Annotated in this window: 24 protein-coding genes; 6 read left to right on the top strand and 18 right to left on the bottom strand. The window is 72.0% G+C overall.

Annotated elements, in window-relative coordinates:
- The first annotated feature begins 169 nt into the window (after positions 1-169).
- On the top strand, positions 170-829 hold the full coding sequence (locus tag ACFY1H_RS35390) for a helix-turn-helix domain-containing protein (protein ID WP_386953789.1): 660 nt from the start codon (positions 170-172) through the stop codon (positions 827-829).
- Between the two features lies 1 nt (position 830).
- Here the strand turns inward: ACFY1H_RS35390 and ACFY1H_RS35385 are convergent, their stop codons facing one another.
- A complete protein-coding gene (locus ACFY1H_RS35385; protein WP_386953772.1) occupies positions 831-1,247 on the bottom strand; it encodes a hypothetical protein in 417 nt (138 codons plus the stop codon).
- Between the two features lie 170 nt (positions 1,248-1,417).
- On the opposite strand from ACFY1H_RS35385, the gene ACFY1H_RS35380 reads away from it, so the two are divergent.
- Positions 1,418-1,765 (top strand): hypothetical protein, encoded by a 348-nt coding sequence (locus tag ACFY1H_RS35380; protein ID WP_386953769.1) that lies wholly within the window; start codon positions 1,418-1,420, stop codon positions 1,763-1,765.
- Positions 1,766-1,891: 126 nt separating this feature from the next.
- On the top strand, positions 1,892-2,635 hold the full coding sequence (locus ACFY1H_RS35375; protein ID WP_366578405.1) for a hypothetical protein: 744 nt from the start codon (positions 1,892-1,894) through the stop codon (positions 2,633-2,635).
- An 82-nt stretch (positions 2,636-2,717) separates the two neighbouring features.
- On the opposite strand, the gene ACFY1H_RS35370 is transcribed toward ACFY1H_RS35375, so the two are convergent.
- The gene (locus tag ACFY1H_RS35370) at positions 2,718-3,113 is read right to left on the bottom strand and encodes a hypothetical protein (protein WP_386953766.1); all 396 of its coding nucleotides are present in this window, start codon (positions 3,111-3,113) and stop codon (positions 2,718-2,720) included.
- Positions 3,114-3,262: 149 nt separating this feature from the next.
- On the opposite strand from ACFY1H_RS35370, the gene ACFY1H_RS35365 reads away from it, so the two are divergent.
- The gene (locus ACFY1H_RS35365; RefSeq protein ID WP_386953763.1) at positions 3,263-4,687 is read left to right on the top strand and encodes a lamin tail domain-containing protein; all 1,425 of its coding nucleotides are present in this window, start codon (positions 3,263-3,265) and stop codon (positions 4,685-4,687) included.
- A gap of 49 nt (positions 4,688-4,736) precedes the next feature.
- On the opposite strand, the gene ACFY1H_RS35360 is transcribed toward ACFY1H_RS35365, so the two are convergent.
- The 5 genes from ACFY1H_RS35360 to ACFY1H_RS35340 form a co-directional block, all read right to left on the bottom strand.
- Positions 4,737-5,354, bottom strand: a complete 618-nt coding sequence (locus ACFY1H_RS35360; protein ID WP_386953760.1) for a class I SAM-dependent methyltransferase — start codon at positions 5,352-5,354, stop codon at positions 4,737-4,739.
- Positions 5,351-5,893 carry a hypothetical protein gene (locus tag ACFY1H_RS35355; RefSeq protein WP_386953758.1) on the bottom strand — a complete coding sequence of 181 codons (543 nt, stop codon included), beginning with the start codon at positions 5,891-5,893 and terminating at the stop codon, positions 5,351-5,353. Before ACFY1H_RS35355 ends, ACFY1H_RS35360 begins: the two co-directional genes overlap by 4 nt.
- Complete coding sequence (locus ACFY1H_RS35350; RefSeq protein WP_386953755.1) at positions 5,890-6,372, bottom strand: RNA polymerase sigma factor; 483 nt, start codon at positions 6,370-6,372, stop codon at positions 5,890-5,892. The genes ACFY1H_RS35355 and ACFY1H_RS35350 overlap by 4 nt, the downstream gene beginning before the upstream one ends.
- A 61-nt stretch (positions 6,373-6,433) precedes the next feature.
- Positions 6,434-6,661: a hypothetical protein gene (locus ACFY1H_RS35345; protein WP_386953752.1), complete on the bottom strand. Its 228-nt coding sequence runs from the start codon at positions 6,659-6,661 to the stop codon at positions 6,434-6,436.
- A 50-nt stretch (positions 6,662-6,711) separates the two neighbouring features.
- The gene (locus ACFY1H_RS35340; protein WP_386953749.1) at positions 6,712-7,143 is read right to left on the bottom strand and encodes a hypothetical protein; all 432 of its coding nucleotides are present in this window, start codon (positions 7,141-7,143) and stop codon (positions 6,712-6,714) included.
- Positions 7,144-7,259: 116 nt separating this feature from the next.
- On the opposite strand from ACFY1H_RS35340, the gene ACFY1H_RS35335 reads away from it, so the two are divergent.
- The gene (locus tag ACFY1H_RS35335; RefSeq protein ID WP_386953747.1) at positions 7,260-8,912 is read left to right on the top strand and encodes an ABC transporter substrate-binding protein; all 1,653 of its coding nucleotides are present in this window, start codon (positions 7,260-7,262) and stop codon (positions 8,910-8,912) included.
- On the opposite strand, the gene ACFY1H_RS35330 is transcribed toward ACFY1H_RS35335, so the two are convergent.
- The 5 genes from ACFY1H_RS35330 to ACFY1H_RS35310 are packed head-to-tail and all read right to left on the bottom strand — an operon-like array spanning position 8,905 to position 13,628.
- Entirely contained in the window at positions 8,905-9,606 is a 702-nt protein-coding gene (locus tag ACFY1H_RS35330) for an SDR family NAD(P)-dependent oxidoreductase (protein WP_386953744.1), read from the bottom strand. The genes ACFY1H_RS35335 and ACFY1H_RS35330 overlap by 8 nt on opposite strands.
- Before the next feature lie 3 nt (positions 9,607-9,609).
- Positions 9,610-10,443, bottom strand: coding sequence for a polysaccharide deacetylase (locus ACFY1H_RS35325; RefSeq protein ID WP_386953741.1), 834 nt, complete (start codon positions 10,441-10,443; stop codon positions 9,610-9,612).
- A complete protein-coding gene (locus tag ACFY1H_RS35320) occupies positions 10,440-11,579 on the bottom strand; it encodes a C45 family autoproteolytic acyltransferase/hydolase (protein ID WP_386953738.1) in 1,140 nt (379 codons plus the stop codon). The genes ACFY1H_RS35325 and ACFY1H_RS35320 overlap by 4 nt, the downstream gene beginning before the upstream one ends.
- Before the next feature lie 8 nt (positions 11,580-11,587).
- Positions 11,588-12,889, bottom strand: coding sequence for an MFS transporter (locus tag ACFY1H_RS35315; protein ID WP_386953735.1), 1,302 nt, complete (start codon positions 12,887-12,889; stop codon positions 11,588-11,590).
- A gap of 19 nt (positions 12,890-12,908) precedes the next feature.
- Positions 12,909-13,628, bottom strand: a complete 720-nt coding sequence (locus tag ACFY1H_RS35310) for an SDR family oxidoreductase (RefSeq protein ID WP_366578383.1) — start codon at positions 13,626-13,628, stop codon at positions 12,909-12,911.
- Positions 13,629-13,802: 174 nt separating this feature from the next.
- Here ACFY1H_RS35310 and ACFY1H_RS35305 point away from each other — a divergent pair, with 174 nt between their 5' ends.
- Complete coding sequence (locus ACFY1H_RS35305; protein WP_386953732.1) at positions 13,803-14,585, top strand: methyltransferase domain-containing protein; 783 nt, start codon at positions 13,803-13,805, stop codon at positions 14,583-14,585.
- Between the two features lie 219 nt (positions 14,586-14,804).
- Here the strand turns inward: ACFY1H_RS35305 and ACFY1H_RS35300 are convergent, their stop codons facing one another.
- Genes ACFY1H_RS35300 through ACFY1H_RS35275 form a run of 6 tightly spaced genes read right to left on the bottom strand, consistent with a single transcriptional unit; the run spans position 14,805 to position 20,341 of the window.
- Positions 14,805-15,872, bottom strand: a complete 1,068-nt coding sequence (locus tag ACFY1H_RS35300) for an ABC transporter substrate-binding protein (RefSeq protein WP_386953730.1) — start codon at positions 15,870-15,872, stop codon at positions 14,805-14,807.
- A 37-nt stretch (positions 15,873-15,909) separates the two neighbouring features.
- The gene (locus ACFY1H_RS35295; RefSeq protein WP_386953727.1) at positions 15,910-16,596 is read right to left on the bottom strand and encodes an SDR family NAD(P)-dependent oxidoreductase; all 687 of its coding nucleotides are present in this window, start codon (positions 16,594-16,596) and stop codon (positions 15,910-15,912) included.
- Positions 16,593-17,411, bottom strand: a complete 819-nt coding sequence (locus ACFY1H_RS35290; RefSeq protein WP_386953725.1) for a polysaccharide deacetylase — start codon at positions 17,409-17,411, stop codon at positions 16,593-16,595. Before ACFY1H_RS35290 ends, ACFY1H_RS35295 begins: the two co-directional genes overlap by 4 nt.
- Positions 17,412-17,422: 11 nt before the next feature.
- Positions 17,423-18,832, bottom strand: coding sequence for an amidase (locus ACFY1H_RS35285; protein ID WP_386953722.1), 1,410 nt, complete (start codon positions 18,830-18,832; stop codon positions 17,423-17,425).
- Entirely contained in the window at positions 18,829-19,599 is a 771-nt protein-coding gene (locus ACFY1H_RS35280; RefSeq protein WP_386953719.1) for an SDR family NAD(P)-dependent oxidoreductase, read from the bottom strand. Before ACFY1H_RS35280 ends, ACFY1H_RS35285 begins: the two co-directional genes overlap by 4 nt.
- Positions 19,589-20,341 (bottom strand): ABC transporter permease, encoded by a 753-nt coding sequence (locus ACFY1H_RS35275; protein WP_386953716.1) that lies wholly within the window; start codon positions 20,339-20,341, stop codon positions 19,589-19,591. The genes ACFY1H_RS35280 and ACFY1H_RS35275 overlap by 11 nt, the downstream gene beginning before the upstream one ends.
- Positions 20,342-20,351: the final 10 nt, after the last annotated feature.

Here is a 20,351-nt window from a genome sequence, read left to right as displayed (position 1 = left end):
CTCCAGCACTACAACACTCAACGCCGCCACAGCGCACTCGGCGGGCATCCACCCACCAGTCGACTGCCACCAACCTGACGGCCGAATACACCTAGACCGGCTGCTGCTCGACCGCTTGGCCATCGCCGCGGCCGCCGTCGTCGAACGCTACGGCCCCGCCCACACCACCATGGCCGACCCGGCCCTCGTCGAGCTCGCCATCAGCCCCGGCACCGACGACGCCGCCCGCGCGCGGGCCCTGCGCCTGCTCGGCTTCGCGGCGGACGCGATCGACCCGGCCGGCGCGGCCGTGCGCGTCGTGGCCGTGCGCTCGCCGCTGCCTCTCGACCAGCTCGGCGCCCTGGTGAGCCCCGGGCGCCCCGTGAAGGCGGCTCCGCTGGGCGAGGTGGGCGTCCTGCTCCTCACCGCCGTCGACGCCTCGCGCTTCCCGCCGGACGTGCGGGCGGGGATCGGGTCTCCCGGGCCGCTGCCGCGCTCGTGGCTGTCCGCCCGGACGGCGCTGCGCTTCACGACCCCGCGGCAGCCCGTCGTGGACTACTGCTCGCTCGGCGCCCTGGCCCTGCTCGCCCACGTCCCCGGCGACGCCGCCCGCGACAACACCGACGTGGCCGCCCTCGCCGGCCTCGCCGCCGACGACCTGAACACCCTCGACGCCTACTGCGCCACCGGCTCCGTCCGCCGCGCCGCCGACGTGCTGCACCTGCACCACAGCAGCGTCGCCCGCCGCCTCGACCAGCTCGGCAAAACCCTCGGCTACAGCCTGGTCTCCCCCACGGGCCCCGCGCGCGCCCAACTGGCCCTCACCGCCTGGCGGCTTCTGGAGGCCTGACTCACCGCGAGACGAGGACGGTCTCGCCGTCGCAGCAGGAGATCACCACACCGGCGACGTTCCGGACGCGGCCCTGGAGGATGTCGTGCTTGAGCGTGGCCGGATCCGCGGGCATCGCCGGAACCTCGTCCGCCGGATACACGTTCGGATCCCCGGCACGGCTCAGCCGGTCCTCCACCAGCACCGCGGAAAAGTCCACGGTCGCCCGCAAGAAGTCGGCGGCGGCCGGGAAGTCCGCGGTACGCCCGAATCCCCGGAGGAGATCCGTCACCCGCACGCCCTGCGGCTCCAGCACACCCCAGCGCGAAATCGAACTCGCTGCGCGCCGCACCGCCGGAGGAGAACCTTCGAGAACGCACTGCAGCCACGCACCGACTCGATCACCCAGGTGATCGACGTCGACCGGTTCCATCTTCACGTCCCGAAGCTTACGGGCGCACAGCGACTACGCGATGGGGCAAGAGCGGCCCGTGGCCAGAGTCGGGAGAGCTGCCGTCCGCGCGGTTGGCGCATTACGTGGGCCCGGGGAGCGGCGGGCGGAGCGTGTACCGGATGTTCCCGATTCCCGTGCGGCGTGGGGAGGGGGTCGTGGAGGTGACGCTCGCGTGCGGGTTCTGCGGGGCGGGCGTGCCGGTGCGGGTGCTGGACGTCCGGACCACGTGGCGCAAGCGGGCGTGGTGGCTGGCGTTGGGGTTGGGGCTCGTCGCGGCCGCCGTCGTGGGGACGGTGGCCGGGTGGTTCGACAGTCCCGGGTACGCGGTGCCGGGGATCGCGGTGGCGTATGTGGGGTTGTGGTTGCGGTACCTGGACGACGGGGTGCGCATCGAGGGCGAGTACCTGTTCCAGCCGTACAACCGGCGCGGCCATTCGATCCGGCCGGCGGACTTCGGGCGCGAGCACCACGAGCCCGAGCACGCGGACCGGTCGGCGCGGTGAGGGCCGGGGCGTCCACTTCGGTCGGAAGAAACTTCCGGAACCGGTGAACCGCACGGGATCCGGCAGCCGTGTCCTCGTCGAGTCGCCCGGACGAACCGGGTGCCAAGGACAACGGGGAGTGTTCTCATGTTCCGCAAGCAGGCGATGTTCCTGGCCGCTTTCGCCGCGGCGGGTGCCGCGGTGCTGTCCGCGTGCGGCGCGGGCAGCGACGGCGCGACGACCGCACCGGCGGGGGCCGACAACCTGCGCGCCGCCGCGGCCGCGCCGGCCGGGGCGCTGAGCGCGACCAGCGCGACCCTCTTCGACGACGCCGCGTTCTCCGACAACGGCGCCTCCCAGGGCATCTCCGGCAAGGGCTGCCAGACGCTGGCCCGGCCCAAGGTCACCTCGTCGCTGACCGCGACCGGCACGCTGAAGCTGTGGAGCGGCGCGAACTGCACCGGCAAGTCGATCACCGTCACCGGCAACGTGAGCAACCTCGCGAAGCTCGGCTTCGACAACAAGACCGTGTCGGTGAAGCTGGCCGGCGACGACACCAGCGGCAACAACAACGGCAGCACCGGCAACGGCGGAAACAACAACGGGGGCAACAACGGCGGCACCGCCAACGCCAACCTCACCTCCACCTTCGCCCTCCTCGACAGCGGCAAGAACTTCTCCGAGCCCGACGGCTCCCAGGTCGCCAGCGACAAGGGCTGCAACGAGGTCCGCAACCCCGACCTCGTCCGCTCCATCGACGCCGACGGCACCTACAAGATCTGGACCGGCGCGGGCTGCACCGGCAAGTCGATGCTGATCACGGGCGACGCGCCCGACCTCGAGAAGATCGGCTTCGACCGCCAGGTCGCCTCGATCCGCCTCGCCGGCTGACCCGGCAAGCACAACCGGCAAGCACAACAAACGAGAGCGCCGAAGGGATCCCCAGGGGTCCCTTCGGCGTTCCCGCGCACCGTCAGGAAAACACCGCGTCGTACTGCGCACGCGCGAAGCGGAACGGCCCCAGCCCGGCGTAACTCTCGCGGGACACCTCGGGGTCGTAGTCGGTCTGCCAGCCGAAGTCGCGCCACACGACCTCGTCGGCGGTCCGCTCGACGATCACCGTCACCGCGCCGCAGCCGAGATCGCCGCACTCCGGGCAGACGAACAACGGCACGCGGCCGTCGGGCAGCGCGTCGAGGCCGAGATCGGCGGGCGCGACAGCGATGACGTCGTCGCCCCGGGAACGCAACGACTCGCCGAGCCGCGCGCCGTCGATCTCGAAGTCGAGGTACTCGCGGTGCGTCCGGATGGCGCCTCCGAGGAATACCTCACCCGGGCGTACCGACGGGACCAGACGGAGCACGTTCACCGGCCGAGGTAACCACACAGTGGAACGGCGAGCCACCGAGTTCGCGCGTTCGTCCAGCGTTCACACCGCGATCATCCGCGGGAGGGCGCGTGTTCGGCCCGGGTCGGAACTGTCGGGTGGCCCTGTTCCCCGACCTCAGGACGGATTCCGTGACCGATTCACGCGTTCGCCGGTGGCACCGCAGCCTCCGTCGCCCCCTCGTCGCCGTCGCCGGACCCGTGCTGGTCCTCGGTGCGCTCACCGCGCCCGCGGCCGGTGCGGCGCCCGCCGACGACGTCCGGATCAACGAGGTGGTGACGACCGGCGACGTCAACGACTCGATCGAGCTCTACAACAAGGGCACCGCGACCGCCGACCTCTCGGGGTGGATCCTCAAGGACGACGACAACGGCTCGAAGTTCAAGATCCCGTCCGGCACCACGCTGGCGCCGGGCGCGTTCCGCGCGTTCGACGTGCACGACGCGTTCGGCCTCGGCTCCGAGGACGAGGCGCGCCTCTACCTCGCCAACGGCAGCACCCTCGTCGACAGCTTCGGCTGGGACGAGCACTCCGACCCGTCGTGGTCGCGCTGCCCCGACGGCACGGGCTCGTTCCGCCAGGCGTCCGCGCTGACGCTGGGCGGGCCGAACGCGTGCGGCGGCGCGGGCCAAGGCACCTCGCCGGTCGCGTGGCCGGGCAGCGGTTCGGTGTCGACGGCCGACGCGTCGAACGTCTTCGGCGAGGACCTTTCCGGTCTGTACCAAGAGGGCAGCGTGCTGTGGGCGGCCCAGAACTCCGGGAAGCTGTGGCGCCTCGTGTCCAACGGCTCCGGCGGCTGGAAGCCGGACACCGCGTCCGGCTTTTCCTCGGGCAAGAAGCTGCACTTCCCCAACGGCTCCGGCACGCCCGACGACGAGGGCGTCACGGTCACCGGCTCCGGTTCCTCGGCCGGCGTCTTCGTGGCCACCGAGCGCGACGGCGACAAGTCCGGCACCAGCCGGCTGTCCGTGCTGCGCTACGACGTCAGCGGCTCGGCGACCACGCTGAACGCGGCGCAGGAATGGAACCTGACGTCGGACCTGCCGTCGGTCGACTCCAACTCGGGCTTCGAGGGCGTCACCTGGGTGCCGGACGCGTCGCTGACCGCCGCGGGCTTCAAGGACTCCTCCACGGGCGCGGCCTACTCCCCCAGCCGCTACGGCTCGCACACCGGCGGCGTGTTCTTCGTCGGCGTCGAGGGCACGGGCATGATCTACGGCTACGTCCTGCAGGACTCCGGCGCGTTCACCCGCGTGGCTTCCTTCAGCAGCGGGATGGACGGCGTGATGGAGCTGCAGTGGGAACCGCAGGCCTCCCGCCTGTGGGCCGTCTGCGACGACACGTGCGACGGGCAGCACCGCACGTTCCAGGTCTCGTCGGGCTCCTTCACGACGGCAGCGGTGTACAACCGGCCGAGCGGGATGTCGAACTACAACAACGAAGGCTTCTCCGTCGCCCCCGCGAGCGAGTGCTCGGGCGGCTCGAAGCCGGTGTACTGGTCCGACGACAGCAACGACGGCGGGCACGCGTTGCGGAAGGGCAGCATCAGCTGCTGACGTTCTGCTGACGGTGGTCCCGGCCGCTTGGCCGGGACCACCGTCGTGTTCAGGCCGGCTTGCGGGCCGCGAGCCGTTCCACCGTCCCGAGTTTGAGCCGCTCCGCCTTCGTGATCTCGAAGCCGACGTCGATGACGAGGGGCAGGGGACGGCGGGTCTGGTGGTCGCCGATCTGGCGGAGGGTCACGCGTTCCAGGAGCCCCTGGGCCCAGTGCAGCGGGCGGTGGTGGCTGCCGACGTGGTCGAGCAGCAGCAACGCGCCGCCCGGACGCAGGACGCGGTGCATCTCGGCGAGGGCGGCGCGGTCGTCGGGGAAGCCGCAGAGGCCGAGGGTGCAGACGACGGTGTCGAAGCTCGCGTCGGGGAACGGGAGCGCTTCGGCGTCTCCCTGGCGCAGCGTCACGGGCCGGCCGAGGTCGTCGGCGCGACGCTTCGCCAGCTCCAGCATGGCCGGGCTGAGGTCGAGACCGGTCACGCGGACGTCGGCCGGATAGTGGCCCAGGTTGAGCCCCGTGCCGATGGCCACCTCCAGCACGTCTCCGCTCGCCTGCGCGCAGACCCATTCGCGGCCGCCGGCGAACTGGAGGCGTTCGAGAAAGCCGATGCTGCGGTCGTAGCGCGGGGCGTACTTGTCCCATTGGGCCCGGAGCCAGGCGGGGTCGGTCATCGGTTCAGGTCCGCGACGGGCAGGCCCATGGCCGCGCACGTCCGCTCGTCGCCGGGGAACACGGCCACGGCGCCCGCTTGGGCTTCGACCGCCTCGGAAGTGAGGACGCACGCGACCAGCGGCGGCACGGTGGGGCTGTGCCATTCGTAGTAGTCGTCTCTCCAGGCCGTGGCGCAAATGTCCATGATCACGGCAGCGATGTCGCCGCGGCCGTTGGGGCTGTTGCCGTTGATCCCGGCCCCGACGTGCTGGCCCGGCGCGTCGCTCGTGATGTCCGCGGTGTGGTAGCAGTAGGCGATCTCGCGGTCGTTGGGCTTGGCGTAGGTGATCTGCCCGGACGACGCCGGGGACGCCTGCGGGTGCTGCAGCACCGCGACCGCCCCCAACGCGGCCCCGATCACGACCGCGGCCGTGCCGGCGAGCGCCAGCCGGACCCGGCGCCGCACCGAACGCGCGCCCTGGGCCTCGATCGCCTCGAAGTCCAGCCCCAGCGGCGGTTCGTCGGAGCCGAGAGCCCGGTCGAGCAGGTCCCGGGTCATGAGCTGGCTCCTTCCGACAGCAGCGTCCGCAGGGTGGCGAGAGCGCGGGCCGACTGGGATTTCACGGTGCCTTCGGTGATGCGCAACGTCTTCGCGGTGTCAGCCACCGAGAGGTCGCAGTAGAACCGCAGCACCAGCACCGCCCGCTGCCGGGACCCCAGCGTGTCCAGCGCGGCGCGGACGTCGGCGCCGTCGTCGGGCACCACGTCCGCGCGCGGCCGCTCGGGCGGCGCCGTCAGCACCTCCGCCCGACGGTGCGGCCGGCGCGCGGCGTCGATCGCCAGCCGCGCCATGACGCGGCGCGCGTAGGCGTCGATGCCCGCCGGGTCGAGGCGGTGCCAGCGTTTGTACAGCCGCAGCAACGTCACCTGCACGATGTCCTCGGCCAACGCCCAGTCCCCGCACAGCAGGAACGACACCCGCCGCCACCGCGGCGCCCGGTCCCGCGCCACGTCGGTGAAACTCGCCCGATCCGCCACGCCACCCCTCTCGTCGCCGTCCCATACGAGCCGGGTGGTCCCGGAGGTTGCACGGTCCGGGTCAATAACGCCGGCAGATGTCCTCGGACGGGTTGAGGCACCAGCCGTCGGGGCTGTGGACGCGATCGCACGGCGTGTCACCGAAGCACCAGCCGTCGGTGGTCACCGTGCACGGCCCCGGCCCGAGACACCACCCGGGTGGGACGGCCGCTGCCGCGGTAGCGGGCACGGCGAGGGCGACCAGGGCGAACGAGCCGGCCAGCAACCCGGCGGTCAGGAATCTACGCATACCGCCGACTCTGCCCGATTCGGGCACCCCGCACCAGCGGCGACGGTGGTTCAGCGGGCCGTCAGGACGATCACGACCCGGTCGGGCCACTTGCCGTCGCCGACGAACATCTTCAGATCCTGTGCCCGGGAGAACACACCAACGCGCAGCTCGGCACTGTCGTCGAAGTCGTGCACCGTCACCGCGGACGAAGGTGTCTCGAGAACGCCTTCGAGCTTCGGCACCAGGCCCTCGGTGAACTCCGGCGGCGCCTCGTCGTGGAAGACCTCGACGCGAACCGGGCCGGCGGCCGAGGGACGCACCAAGACGTAGAGGGAGTCGACGTCCAGGTGGAACCGCTCCGCGCCGGGGTCCCAGGATTCGTGGCGCCCCGGGGTCTCGACATCCTCGACGACCAGGATGCCGTGGTCGAAAAACGCGGTCAGCGCGCCGCCGTACTCCGAATCGGCAAGCTGCGCGCCCGGAAACGCCGCAGATCCCATGCTGCCCCCATATGTCCGATTCATCCCGGAGAACCCTACCCAGCCCCGGCGAACGACAGCGCCGAACCGGCGCGCGTTTGGGATACTCCCCTCTGCCCCACGAAGGGAGACGGCTGGTGGTGACGCGGGAGCACGACGTCGCGGCGCGGCGGTGGCTGCAGCCGGAAGCCGGGGCCGGAAGGGGCAATGACCAAGCGTTCTTCCGGAGGCGGCGCGACCTGGTCGCCGTGGCCGAACGGGCCGTGCGGGTGCTGCGGGGGCAGTCGGTGCAGTACCTCGACGTGGCGGACGACGTGGCGCGCCGGGTGGTCGTGGACGTCACCGACGGCGACGGGCGGCTGGCGCGGCTGGACGTGGTCGATACCGCCGCGCCGTTCGGGCTGACCGTGCGTGAGCTGCAGGTGGCCACGGCCGTCGCGGGTGGGCTGGGCAACCAGGACATCGCCGGGGCGCTGCAGTGCTCACGGCGGACGGTGGCGACGCACCTCGAGCACATCTTCACCAAGACCGGCACGAACTCCCGCGTCACCGTGGCGACGCTGCTGGCCGAGCACGACGCGTACGCGGCGCCGTTGCCCACCAGGGAACTGGTGCTGCCGGCGACGCTGATGGCGCTCCTGCAAGAGAAACCCAGGACAAAGCCGCGCACCACCAAGCCCCGTCCCGCGCTCATCGGCGCGGTCTACGCGGCGGCCGCCGGCCCCGAGGTCGTGGCGATGCGCCGCGGGGACAAGCTGGCCGTCACCGAGCTGAACGCGCGGGGCGGCGTCGCGGGGCGGCAGGTGGAGCACGTGGCGCTCGGGGCGACGCCCGACGGCCTGCTGGACGCCGTCGAGGAACTGGCAGGGCGCGGCGTGGACGCCGTCGTATTCGGCAACTTCCCGCTGAGCTACGCGCGCAGGGCCATCGCGACGGCGGCCGCGGCCGGGGCACCCGTGTTGCACAGCATGACCGGGCCCGCGCTGTCCGACGACGTGCACGCGGACCCGCGCGGTCTCGGCGCCGTGTTCCAGGTCTGTTCCACCGAATCCGCTTACGTGCCGGGGCTTCTGCGCACGCTCCCCCACCTCGACCACGGGCGCCGACGCCGGCTGGCGGTGCTGCCGCGCGAGAGCACGTTCGACGCGTCGATCCCGGAGCAGGTCGAGCGCCACGCCGCGGGGGCGGGCTGGGAGCTGGTGTTCGCCGAGCCGGTGCCCGACCACACCCGCGATTTCAGCGCAATCGTGCGGCAGCTGGAGCGCGCGAAAGCCGACGCCGTCTCATTGTCGAGCTTTCCGGAGCCGACGCTGCGCGCGTTCCTCGCCGCCGCCGAACCGCTGCGCGACCGCACGCTCGTGCACGTCGCCTGGTCGCCCGCCGCCCCCGGCTTCACGGACCGGTTCCGTTCGCTGTCCGACGGGCTGCTGTGGTCGACGGTCATCGGCAACGTCGACAGCCCCGCCTGCCACGCGTTCGAACAGCGCTACCGCGCGGCCTACGGCGGCGAACCCGGCCTGGGCGCCGCGGCGGTGCACTTCGACATGGTCAACGTGCTCGCCCAGGTGTGGAGCCAGGTCAGCCGGCCGTGGGACTTCGCGGCGGTGCGGCGGCAGCTGCGGTCGGTCGCGTCGTTCGGCGTGACCGGCGCGCACCAGTTCCTCGGCCGCGGCCAGCGCGGCCTGAGCTACCCCGACGACACCGGCGACCCCACCCGCGGCCACCCCCACCTCGTCTACCGCATCGAAGGCGGCACCCACCGCCGCCTGGCGCCGGCGCTGCTCAGCTGAGCCACGACGGCCCGGTCACCGACCCGATGCCGTCCCCGCCGTCGACCGGCACCGAGCGCCCGTTGACCCACGACGCGTCCTCGCTCAGCAGCCACGCGACGGCCGCGGCGATCTCGTCGGGCCGGCCCAGCCGCCCGCTCACGCTCGCCGCCTCGACACCCTCGACGTACGCGCGCGGCACGGGGTTCACCTGCGAGCCGACGTCGATGAAACCGGGCGCGACGGCGTTGCAGCGGATGCCGTCGCGCCCGTGTTCCAGCGCGAACGCCCGCACCAGCGCGTCCAACGCGGCCTTCGACGCGGCGTACACGGCGGTGCCCGGCCGCGCCCGCGTCGCCGCGCCACTGCTGACGAACACCATCGCCCCGGGTCGCCCCGCGGCCACACGCTCGCGCACGAACTGCGCGCCCGCCGCGAACGCCGAGCGCGCGTTCACCGTCAGGACCCGGTCGAACAGCTCCTCGTCGCCGTTCGAGACGGGCGCGGCGGGGTACAGGCCCGCCGCGTGCACGAGCGCGTCGAACCCACCGTGTGCACCCTGCAAGCGCGCCACCGCCGAAGCCACGTCCGGCCGCGCCAGATCCAGCTCGGGCAGGTCCGCACCGACGACCGTCCACCCGTCCGCGGTCAGCCGCGAGCCGGTCGCCCGGCCCAAGCCACCGCGGGAACCCAGCAGCAGCACCGATTTCGCCACGGGTCACCGTCCTTCGAGGACGGTCCGGAACCGTCGGGCGACGTCCACACAGCGCTCGAACTCCACACCCAGCTCCCGGCAGCCGACGACGAATCGCTCGAGCGCCGCCATCCGCGCACCGCGGCCGACCACCTGCGGGTGCAGCGTCACCGTGGTCACGCCGCCGGGCACGGTCTCGGTCATGTAGCGCACGTCGCGCAGGAACCGCCCGAACATCGCGTCCGCGTCCTGCAGCCCCGGCATCACGCCCTGCGGCAGGCGCAGGTACTCCAGGTGCGGGTAGTCGTCCAGGGTCCACGACACCGGGAGCTCGACGATCGAGGAGGCGGCCCCGAACTGATAAGGACCGCCGGGATCGCAGACGTCCCCCGAACGCGCGAAGTACGGCTCGAAATCCGTGCCCATCAGCGAAGAGTCGTACTCCACGCCGAGCTCGCCGAGGATCTCGACGGTGTTGTCGGTGAAGTCCCAGCTCGGCGTCCGGTGCCCGGCCGGCGGCGCGCCCGTGAGCTGCTCGATCAACGCCGCCGAGCGCCGGTTCACGGCCAGCTCGGCATCCCGATCCAAAGTGGACACCGGTTCGTGCGCGTAGCCGTGCAGCGCGATCTCGTGTCCCGCCGCGGCGACGGCCGAGCACTGCGCCGGGTACGTCTCCAAAGTGTGCCCGGGAATGAAAAACGTCGACGGCACCGAGTGGCGCTCCAGCAGGTCCAGGATGCGGCCGATCGCGTACGCGCCGAACTCCCCGCGCGACACCGGTCCGGGCGTCACCTGGCCACGCGCGATCCACAGGGAGATGGCGTCGAAGTCGAACGTCAAGCAGACCGTGGGGCTCATGCGACGGCGACCTCCTCCGGCTCGAACTCGGTGCGTCCGGCGGGAGTGCCGTCGAAGAGCCGGTCGAGGTCCCAGCGGGTGTAGGCGTGCCGGCTCGGCGGCCCGGGCGCGATCCACAGCACCCGGTCGGTCAGATCCATCACCAGCGAGTACACCGTGCAGAACTTCTCCGCCGCAGGCACGTCCGGGTCGGGGTGGCGGCAGATGCCGTCCGGGAACGACCACTCGTCGCGCAGCGTCGCCACGACGTCGGCCACCCGCACGCGCCGCTCGTCCAGCGCGGGTTCCAGCAGGTGCCGCGCCCGGGCCGGCCGCAACTGCGTCAACGCGCTCGTGGCGGCTTTCCTGTCCTGCAACGGAAGGTTCGCCTGGAAGTGGTTGGAGTGCGTGATCAGCCCCTGCTCCGGCAGCAGTGTGCCGAAGACGCCGGGTGCAAGCTCGAAGTCGATGGACTCGCCGCCCGCGTCGGCGAGCAGCACGTTGCCCGAGGAAATCCGCTCGACGGGCAGCAACCGTTTGTGCGCCAGGGACATCGTCGGCGACTGCAGCACGCCGCGCAGCAGGTAGTGGTACGGCACGCCGCGCCCGCCGTGATCGAGGTCGGAGATCAGCAGGTTCGCGCACACGCCCAGGCCCGCGGAGTTGAGGCCGCTCTTGGCGAGCATGCCCGCCTCGGTCAGCGACAGCACGGAGAACCCGGACTCGTCGCGCGTGGCCAGCAGGAACGTGACCTCGGCCTGCTCCGGGTGCCAGTCCCAGTTCTGCGCGAGCAGCGTGTGGCCGTCGGCGGTGTAGCGCGGCAGCACGGACACCGACGTGCAGCCTTCGTCGCGGTAGCCGGTGCCGTAGAGCATTTCGGTGCGCGCGTTGAGGGCGGCCAGGCGGTGCGCCGGGTGGCCGGAGCCGCCGGCCATGCCGTGGAGCATCGCCGCGATCTCGGGGACATAGGACTCGGCGACGTCGAGGTAGATCCGGCCCCAGCGGTCGATGTCGGCGTCGGACAGGCCGGCGTCGTCGTGGAAGCGGCCGACGTAGGTGGCGAGGCTGCGGTCGATGAGGTCGGCGGTCTGCGCGCCGAGCTGCTCGCCCATCTGCCGGTAGCTGCCCTGCACGACGATCAGGCGCGGAGTGGTCATGGCGGTGCTCATTTCAGCTCGGTCCGGTAGGTCTCGGGCATCCGGCAGACCGCCACGAACGTGATGATCGCCGCGGCGGTCGGGAGCGCGGCCACCACGAGCGCGTTGCCGGTGGCGTCGATCAGCGCGGTGGCGATGAAGCCGGCGGTGCCGCCGAAGGCCATGACGGAGAAGTTGTAGCCGATGCCCAGCGCCGAGTAGCGGACGTTGGTGGGAAACAGCTCGGCCAGCGCCGCGGGCCCGGGCCCGGAGAACGCGGCGAGGACGAGCGCGATGACGATCTGGCCGAGGTAGGCGCCGGCCGTGCTGCCGGTCTGGAACAGCCACATCACAGGGAACGTCAGCACGATGAAGCCGCCGGAACCGATGAGCAGCAACGGTTTGCGCCCGATCCGGTCGGACAGCGCACCGAAGAACCAGATGGCCACGGTCAGCACCACGAGCGCGACGAGGTTCGACGCCTCGACGGTGCCGGAGTCGAGTTTCACCTGCGTTTTCAGGTGCGTCGGCAGGTAGGTGAGGAAGAAGAAGTACGCGACGGTCCAGCTCACGGTGAAGAAGAACCCCAGCGCCATGGCCGATTTCTGCGTGCGCAGCGCCAGCCGCAGCGGGCTCGCGCTCACTTCGCCCGCGGCCTTCTCCGCGCGGTAGAGCGGCGTGTCTTCGAGCCCGAACCGCAGCACGAGCGCCACGACAGCCGTCAGCGCGCCGACGAGGAACGGGATGCGCCACCCGAAGTCCTTCATGCTCTGCTCGGTCCAGAACAGCGAGTTGAGCGCGACGACCCCGGCGGCCACGAGGAAACCGGCGGCGGTGCTGACCTGGTTGAGGCTGCCGTAGCGGCCGCGGGCCTTCGGGGGCGCGTACTCGACGAGCATCGTCGCCGACCCCGCCCACTCGCCCGCGACCGCGAAGCCCTGGAACAGCCGCAGCACCACGAGCAGGATCGGGGCGGCGAGGCCGATCGTCGCGTAGCCGGGCAGCAGGCCGACCAGCACGGTCGCGGCGCCCATGAGGATCACGCTCAGGATCAGCGCCGGCCGGCGGCCGACCTTGTCGCCGAGGTGGCCGAACACCACGGTGCCCACGGGCCGGGCGAGGAAGCCGACCGCGAACACGGCGAACGTCGAGAGCAGCGACGAGAACGAGTCGCCGGCGAAGAACTGCGCGGACAGGTAGACGGCCGAGTACGCGTAGACGAGGTTGTCGTACTGCTCCAGCAGGTTGCCGATGCTGCTCGAGACGACGGCCCTCAGCTGGAGTCTCGGGGCGTCCGCCTCCGTGGCGGCGTGCGTGGGGTGCACGGTCATGGTTCCTCCTCGGGAAGGGTCAGGACGCCGCCAGGTACCCGCCGTCGACGGGCACCAGCGCGCCCGTGACGAACGAGGACTCCGGTCCGGCGAGGAAGGCGAGCACGTCGGCGAGCTCGCCGAGCTCACCCGCGCGCGCCATCGGGGCACCGTCCACGCGGGCGCGCAACGCGTCGGGCGGCAGGTCTTCGAGCAGCGCCGTCCGGAACACCCCGGGCAGCACCGCGTTCACGCGGATCCCCCGCGCCGCGAGCTCCACGGCGGCGACCTTGGTCAGCTGGTGCACCGCCGCCTTGCTCATCTGGTAGGCCACGGACGACGGCACGGTCCCCTCGCCGCCCGGCGGCGTGGTGACGCCGTAGATGGACCCCACGTTCACGACCGCGCCCCGGGTGGCGGCGAGGTCGTCGGCGAAAGTCTTGATCCCGCGCCACGGGCCGAACGCGTTCACGGCCAGCACGCGGGCGAAATCGTCGTCGGAGGTCGACAGCAGGTCGTCGCGCGCGCTGACACCCGCATTGTTCACCAGCAGCCCGACCGTCCCGAAGTGCTCGTGCACGTGCTCGCGCAGCCGCTCCCACGACGCGGGGTCGGTCACGTCGAGGTGCACCCGGTCCTTCTCGGTGCCGTCGAACCGCAGGTCCGCGCGCACGACGGCCGCGCCCGCGCGGGCCAAGCGGTCCGCGAAACCGGCCCCGAGCCCGCCGGCCGCACCGGTCACCACCGCCAGCGTGTCCACTCGGCTCTCCTCCCGATCGACAACGGTGCCGGGGAAGGTAGCCGGGCCGGCCCGGCTCGACATCGGTCGTTCGACCGATGTGCGAGAGCCGCGAATCGCGGTTGAAGTGGATCGGCCTGGTCATCTTCGCGTTCGGGTTCTCGCTGGACCCGCGGTCGTCGTAGGGTCGGACGCATGGCGATGCTGCAGTTCGACGACGAAGGCGCGAAGCGCACCGACCGGCTGTACGCGAGCCCGGACGTCGTGGCGCAGCGGAACGTGGTGCTGTCCTTGCTGGCGCCGCGGCCGGGCGAGCGGGTGCTGGACGTCGGGTCGGGGCCGGGGTACCTGCTGGAGTCGATGGCGCGGGCGGTGGGCGCGACGGGCGCCGCGCACGGGCTGGACCCGAGCACGGCGATGAACGCCCTGGCCGCGAAGCGGGCCGAAGGCCTGCCCTGGGTGCGGCTCGACGAAGGCGACGCGACCGCGTTGCCCTACCCGGACGACACGTTCGACGCGGCCGTGTCCACGCAGGTCTACGAGTACGTGCCCGACGTGCCGGCCGCCCTGGCCGAGCTGCGCCGCGTGCTCAAGCCCGGCGGACGCGCACTGATCCTCGACACCGACGCCGACTCGCTCGTGTGGCATACCTCCGACCTCGCTCGGCACCGCCGGATCCTCGACGCGTGGGACGAGCACCTCGCCCACCCGCGCCTGCCGCGCGAGCTGCCCGCGCTGCTGAAGCGCGCGGGCTTCCGCGTGACCGGGCACCACGTGCACCCGATCCTGAACCCCGAGCTGACGCCGGATTCCTTCAGCGCGACCCAGATGCACATCGTCGCCGAGTTCGTCGCCGGCCGCCGCGGGGTCACGGCGGCCGAAGCCGACGCGTGGCTGGCCGACCTGCGCAAGCGCGCCGAGGACGGTGAGTACTTCTACAGCCTCAACCGGTATCTGTTCACCGCCGAAGCGGAGTGACCGGCGCGTTTCCGGCGGACGGCCGCGAGCCGGGTGGTCACGCGCCGGACATCGCCATGACGAACCCGAGCACGGTGGTGGCACTGCCCGCGACCGGCAGCCACCAGGAGACGCTGCCGGGAGCACCCACGACCGCTGCCTGTGCCGCCGCCGGAATCCGCCCCATCGTTCCGAACTACGGCCGCGCGCCGGACGGGACGAGCTGGTTTCGGGCGCGGTTCAGCTCGCGATCTCCTGCTGCCACCGCGTGATCCAGGCCGAGAGGTTCTTGGAGATGGCTTCGCTGTCGAGCTGGATCAGCGATGAGATCTCCTGCTGGCCGTAGGGCACGTAGTTCGCGCTGAGGAACTGCTGGGGCAGCGTGACCTTGCTGTTCGTCGGGCCCTCCGCGATCGCCTGCACGAACTTGCCGTTGACGGCCGAGGAGATCTGGAAGTCCAGGTATGCGTGAGCGTCCTTCGCGCGGCTGGTGGCCGCGGGCAGGCACATCGCGGACAGGATGGCGGTGGCGCCTTCCTGCGGCCGGACGAAGGCGACGGGCGCACCGCTCGACTTCAGGGCGCTCGTGCGGTCGGCGTACCAGACGCCGATGTCGGCCTCGCCGCTCGTGAGCAGCTTGCTCATCTCGTCGGGGGTGCTGTAGATGGCCGCGAGACTCGGCTTCAAGGACGCGATCGCGGCGAAACCGGGGTCGATGGCGGTCTCGCTGCCGCCGTTGAGCCGGGCGGCCATGGCGAGGAAGTGGTAACCGGCGGTGCCGCTGACGTTCGAGATCGCGACCTTGCCGCGGTACTTCGGGTCCCACAGGTCTTTCCACGACTTCGGCGGCGTTTTCACGCGCTCGGTGTGGTAGACGATGCCGGTCATCGACGCGAGCTCGGCGACCCAGTAGCCGTCCTTGTCCACGGCCAGCGGGTACAGCTCCGACAGCGACGGCAGCTGCGCGCGGTCGAGCTTCTGCAGCAGCCCGGCGGCTTTCGCCTGGTACAGCGGCGCCAGGTCGAGGTAGGCGAGGTCGAACGCGTTGTTCGCGGCGCGCATCTTGGTCAGCGCGTCGCTCGAGATCGCGGTGATCAGGTCGACGCCGACGCCGGTCTTGGTGGTGTAGGCGTCGGCGACGGTGCTCTGCACGGCGCTCTGGAACGTGCCGCCGAAGCTGTTGATCTTCAGTCCGCCACCCGACGAGCCGGGTTTGCCCGCCATGTTCGGGCCGCAGGCGGTGAGCACGGCGGCGCCCGCCGCGGCGCCGGTGAGCCGGAGGAAGCCCCGGCGGTCGAGGGTCGGCATGGTGTCTCCTAGCTGGTCGGCACGGTGGGGAGGGGAGTCAGTGCAGGGAACGGCCGCCGTCGAGCGCGAGCGTTGCGCCGGTGGCATAGCGGTTGGTGGCGAGCAGCACCACGGCCTCGGCGATCTCGGCCGCTTCGGCGGTGCGTTTCACCAGGTACGGTTCGAAGTTCCGCACGGCCGCGCGAGCCTCGCCGCCGCGCTGCTCCTGGGCGTGGCGCGCGAGCGGGGTGTCGACGAGGCCCGGGCACACGCAGTTCACGCGGATGCCCTGCGGCGCGTGGTCGATCGCCATCGCCCGCGTCAGCCCGACCACCGCGGCTTTCGACGCGACGTAGGCGGGCATCTCCGGGATCGCGCGCAACGCGGCCGCCGACGCGACGTTGACGATCGCGCCGCCCTCGGGCATCAACGGGATGAACGCGCGCGCCGTGCGCCACACGCCGGTGACGTTCACGTCGAAGGCCCGCGTCCAGTCCGCTTCGGACACGGAGAGCACGTCGCCGACGGCGACCACACCCGCGCAGTTCACCAGCACGTCGCACCGGCCGTGCTCGGCGGCCACCCGGCCGGCCAGCGCGGCGACACTGTCCGAAGAGGACACATCCGTGGGCGGCGAAGCCGCCACATCGGCCACGACGACCGAGAAGCCGCGCTCCGCCAGCAGGTCCACCACTGCCGCGCCGATGCCGCTCGCGCCGCCGGTGACCACGGCGACCCCGGTCACGGCGCGAGCCCCGCTTCCGCGAGCAGCGCCGGCCGCACGCGGTCCGCGTAGTCCGCGCAGGACACGAACTCGCCCGTCCCGGCAGCCAGGATGTGCTTGATCGTCTCCTCCAACGCCCACAGCCGCGACGGGCGCCCGATCACCTGCGGGTGCATGGCCAGCATGAAGTGCGTGCCCTCCTCCTGCGAAATCCCGTCGTACTCGCGCGTCCACGACTCCGCGACGGCCGAGGGCGCCGCCATCGTGCGGCCCGGCAACCGGTTGCTGTAGAGGAAAAACGGCGCGTCGTCGAGCACCCACGCGAAGGGCAGCTCGACGATCGCGGTCGTGCGCCCCTGGTCGGCCAGCAGGTGCGCGGCGTCGGCGTCGAAGAGGTTCGACGAGAACGTCATCCCGAACTGTTCCATGTACCGCACGGAATCCGCGGTCAGCTCCCCCGCCGGCGAGCGCCAGCCGCGCGGCTCGCGCCCGGTCGCCTTCACGATCGCGTCCCAGCCCTTCCGGAACTCCTCCAGCTCGGCCTCGGGCCCCAGCTTGTCCGACCACTCGTGCGTGTAGCTGTGGTGCTCGATGACGATCCCGGCTTCGAGGATGGCCTCGATCTGCGCCGGGTACCGCTCGACCACGAGTCCGGGCACGAAAAACGTCGCCGTGAGCTCGTACCGCTTGAGCAGCGCCAGGATCCGCGGCAGGCCGACCTTCGGCCCGTAGTGGCCTTGCGAGAGCCAGACCGGCTTTTCCGCACCCGCCGGGTCGCGCGCGGTCCACAGCAGCTCGGCGTCGAGGTCGAAGGTCAGCAGAACGGGAGTGGGCATCGGCGGCGCTCCTAACGCGACGTGGACAGGGCGGGCACGGGCGGCAGGCGGAACACGCGGTCCTGGAACGTCGCGGCGTAGGACATCAGCACGTCCTCCGAACCGGGCCGCCCGATCAGCTGCAGCCCGGCGGGCATCGACCGGACGGTGCCGCACGGCACCGTCACCGCCGGGAAACCGGTGTAGTTCAGCAGGAACGTGAAGGCCACGAACCCGCGCCGCGCGTCCTCCGGCAGCTCGAGATCCCCGTCGGGGATCCGCGGCGCGGTGAACGGCACGGTCGGCGTGGCCACCACGTCCACGCCGTCGAGCAGGCGTTCCAGGTGCTCCACGGCCTTCAGCTGGGTTTCGACCGCGGCCGAGTACGCGGCGCCGGTGACGGCCGAGCCGCGCGCGAACTGGTGGCGGCCGTAGTCGGTCAGCAGCGCGTTGGCCTTCTCGTCGCGGAAGATCTCCTCGCCGCCGGTGGAGAACCGGTCGGCCTGCATCATGTCGTAGAACGCCTCGCTGAACCGCGGCGAGTCCAGGGTGGCCACCGTTTCGTCGAGCCGGCCGCCGCATTCGCGCGCGAACCCGGCGGCGGCTTCGTACGCCGTGGCCACGACTTCGCCGTCCGCGCCGGGTACGCCGCTGTCGCCGATCCACCGCACGCGCGGGGTCGCCGGGATCCCGGCCGGCTGCCGGATGCCGGTCGGCAGCAGGCCGCGGCTGAGCCCGTCGCCGGCGTACGGTCCGGCCATCACCTGGTGGAGCACGTGCGCGTCGCGGGCGTCGAGCGTGATCGGACCGCCCGCGGAGAACCGGCGCGTGCCGATGCGGCCGCCGGTGCGGGGCAGCGCACCGCGCGAGGGCATCAGGCCGACGCAGCCGCACAGCGCGGCGGGCACGCGGATCGAGCCACCGCCGTCGCTGCCCACGGCGATCGTGGTCAGCCCGGCCGCGATCGACGCCGCCGCTCCCCCGCTCGACCCGCCCGTGGTGCAGGCCGGGTCCCACGGGTTGCGCGTTTCGGGCTGCAGGTCGTTGACCGTGCGGATGTAGATCGCGAACTCGGGCGTGTTCGTCTTCCCGACGAGGATCCCGCCGGCTCGGCGGATCCGGTGCACCAGCTCGGCGTCGTGGTCGGGCACGTGGTGGTCGTAGACGCGTGAGCCGTACGTCGTGCGCACGCCGCGGGTGTCGAACACGTCCTTGACGGAGAACGGCACTCCCCACAGCGGCCCGGGTTCCTCGCCCGCGGCACGGCGGCGGTCGAGCTCGCGGACCTGCTCGCGCGCGTGTTCCTCGTCGACGGTGAGGAACGCGTGCAGCGACGGGTCGGTCTTCCCGATGCCGGCCAGCGTCTCGTCGAGGACCTCGCCGGCGGAGAGCACTCCGTCGACGACGGCGTTGCGGAGCTCGAGCGCTCGTTCGGGAATCATGACCATCCTCCCCAGATGGACCAGCCGCCGTCGACGGACAGCGTCTGGCCGGTGATGTAGGACGCGTCGCGCGAGAGCAGGAACCGCGCGGCGGTGGCGATTTCGCGGGGCTCGCCGAGCCGGCCCAGCGGCGTGCGCTGCAGCACCTGGCCCTCGTCGAGCAGCCCGCGGGCGAAGTTGGTGCGCACCAAGGGAGTCAGGATCGTGCCGGGCGCGATCGCGTTCACGCGCACGCCGTCGGGCGCCCACTCGGCGGCCAGCTGTCTGGTCAGCCCTTCGAGCGCGGCTTTCGTCGCGCCGTAGCCGGCGCGGCCGGTCAGCGCCCGGCCGGCGGCGAGGCTCGACATCGTCACCACGGCGCCGCGCGCGGCCACGAGGTGCGGGTGCGCGGCCCGCAGCAGCCGCGTCGCGCCGAGCAGGTGCGTTTCCAGCAGCGTGGCCCAGTCGTCGTCACCGAGCTCGCCGAACGCTTTGGTGAGCCCGGTGCCGGCGTTGCTGACCACCCCGTCGAGGCGGCCGAACCGCTCGACAGCGTTGCTCACCAACGCTTCCGCCACCGACGGCTCCCGCATGTCGCCCGCGACCGGCACGGCCGTACCGCCTTCGGCGCCGACCAGCTCGATCGTCTCGGCCAGCCCCGCGTCGGCTCCGAGCCCGTGGACGACGACGTCCCAGCCGCACCCCGCCAGCTCGACCGCGCAGGCCCGGCCGATGCCGGACGACGACCCGGTCACCACCGCCGCCGGCCGCGTGCCCTCAGCGCTCATCCTGGGTGCCCCCTCGCGTCACGAGCCCGACGAGCAGCGCGGAGACCAGCACGATCACGGTCGAGACCGCGGCGATCGTCGGGTTGTTCGAGTACTGGACGTAGGTGAAGATCGTGATCGGCAGCGTCGTGAACCCGCTGCCGGTGAGGAACAGCGTGACCACCGCTTCGTCGAACGAGATGACGAACGCGAACACCGCGCCGCCCACGATCGCGCCGCGCAGCGACGGCAGCACGATCCGGCCGAACGTGCGCAGCGCACCGGCCCCGAGCGAACGCGAAGCCTCCTCCAGCGCCGGATCGAGGCGCCGCAGCCCGGCCAGCACCGACCGCGTGACGAAGGGCGACGCGATGATCACGTGCGCCAGCAGGCCGCCGGGGAAGGTCCCGAGCCAGCCCGACAACGACAGCGCGAACAGGATGCCCAGCCCCAGCACCACCGCGGGCAGCAGGATCGGCGACAGCAGCACCTGTTCCAGCGCGCCGGTGACCACGCCGGGCCGGCGCACGATCGCGTAGCTCGCGAGCACGCCCGCCACGACGCTGAGCACCGTGGTCGTGGCCGCGAGCTCCAGGCTGGTCCACAACGCCTCGAGGAACTTCGGATCGTCCGCGGCGGCCGCGAACCACTTGAGCGTGAAGCCCTGCGGCGGGAACGTGAGGTACCCGGTCTCGGTGACCGACGAACCGATCGCGACGGCCAGCGGCGCGAGGGCGAAGACCACGATCACGGCGATCACCACACCGAACAGG

Origin of the sequence: Amycolatopsis sp. NPDC001319 (assembly GCF_042896185.1) — a bacterium.
Lineage (GTDB): Bacteria > Actinomycetota > Actinomycetes > Mycobacteriales > Pseudonocardiaceae > Amycolatopsis.
This window is presented reverse-complemented; position numbering and strand designations above follow the sequence as displayed.

Coding starts and splice junctions, on each gene's coding strand:
- ACFY1H_RS35300 (WP_386953730.1), bottom strand. CDS start 15,872: ATGCCGACCCTCGACCGCCGGGGCTTCCTCCGGCTCACCGGCGCCGCG.
- ACFY1H_RS35280 (WP_386953719.1), bottom strand. CDS start 19,599: ATGAGCGCTGAGGGCACGCGGCCGGCGGCGGTGGTGACCGGGTCGTCG.
- ACFY1H_RS35320 (WP_386953738.1), bottom strand. CDS start 11,579: ATGACCACTCCGCGCCTGATCGTCGTGCAGGGCAGCTACCGGCAGATG.
- ACFY1H_RS35290 (WP_386953725.1), bottom strand. CDS start 17,411: ATGCCCACTCCCGTTCTGCTGACCTTCGACCTCGACGCCGAGCTGCTG.
- ACFY1H_RS35315 (WP_386953735.1), bottom strand. CDS start 12,889: ATGACCGTGCACCCCACGCACGCCGCCACGGAGGCGGACGCCCCGAGA.
- ACFY1H_RS35325 (WP_386953741.1), bottom strand. CDS start 10,443: ATGAGCCCCACGGTCTGCTTGACGTTCGACTTCGACGCCATCTCCCTG.
- ACFY1H_RS35305 (WP_386953732.1), top strand. CDS start 13,803: ATGGCGATGCTGCAGTTCGACGACGAAGGCGCGAAGCGCACCGACCGG.
- ACFY1H_RS35375 (WP_366578405.1), top strand. CDS start 1,892: ATGTTCCGCAAGCAGGCGATGTTCCTGGCCGCTTTCGCCGCGGCGGGT.
- ACFY1H_RS35360 (WP_386953760.1), bottom strand. CDS start 5,354: ATGACCGACCCCGCCTGGCTCCGGGCCCAATGGGACAAGTACGCCCCG.
- ACFY1H_RS35390 (WP_386953789.1), top strand. CDS start 170: ATGGCCGACCCGGCCCTCGTCGAGCTCGCCATCAGCCCCGGCACCGAC.
- ACFY1H_RS35345 (WP_386953752.1), bottom strand. CDS start 6,661: ATGCGTAGATTCCTGACCGCCGGGTTGCTGGCCGGCTCGTTCGCCCTG.
- ACFY1H_RS35340 (WP_386953749.1), bottom strand. CDS start 7,143: ATGGGATCTGCGGCGTTTCCGGGCGCGCAGCTTGCCGATTCGGAGTAC.
- ACFY1H_RS35355 (WP_386953758.1), bottom strand. CDS start 5,893: ATGACCCGGGACCTGCTCGACCGGGCTCTCGGCTCCGACGAACCGCCG.
- ACFY1H_RS35285 (WP_386953722.1), bottom strand. CDS start 18,832: ATGATTCCCGAACGAGCGCTCGAGCTCCGCAACGCCGTCGTCGACGGA.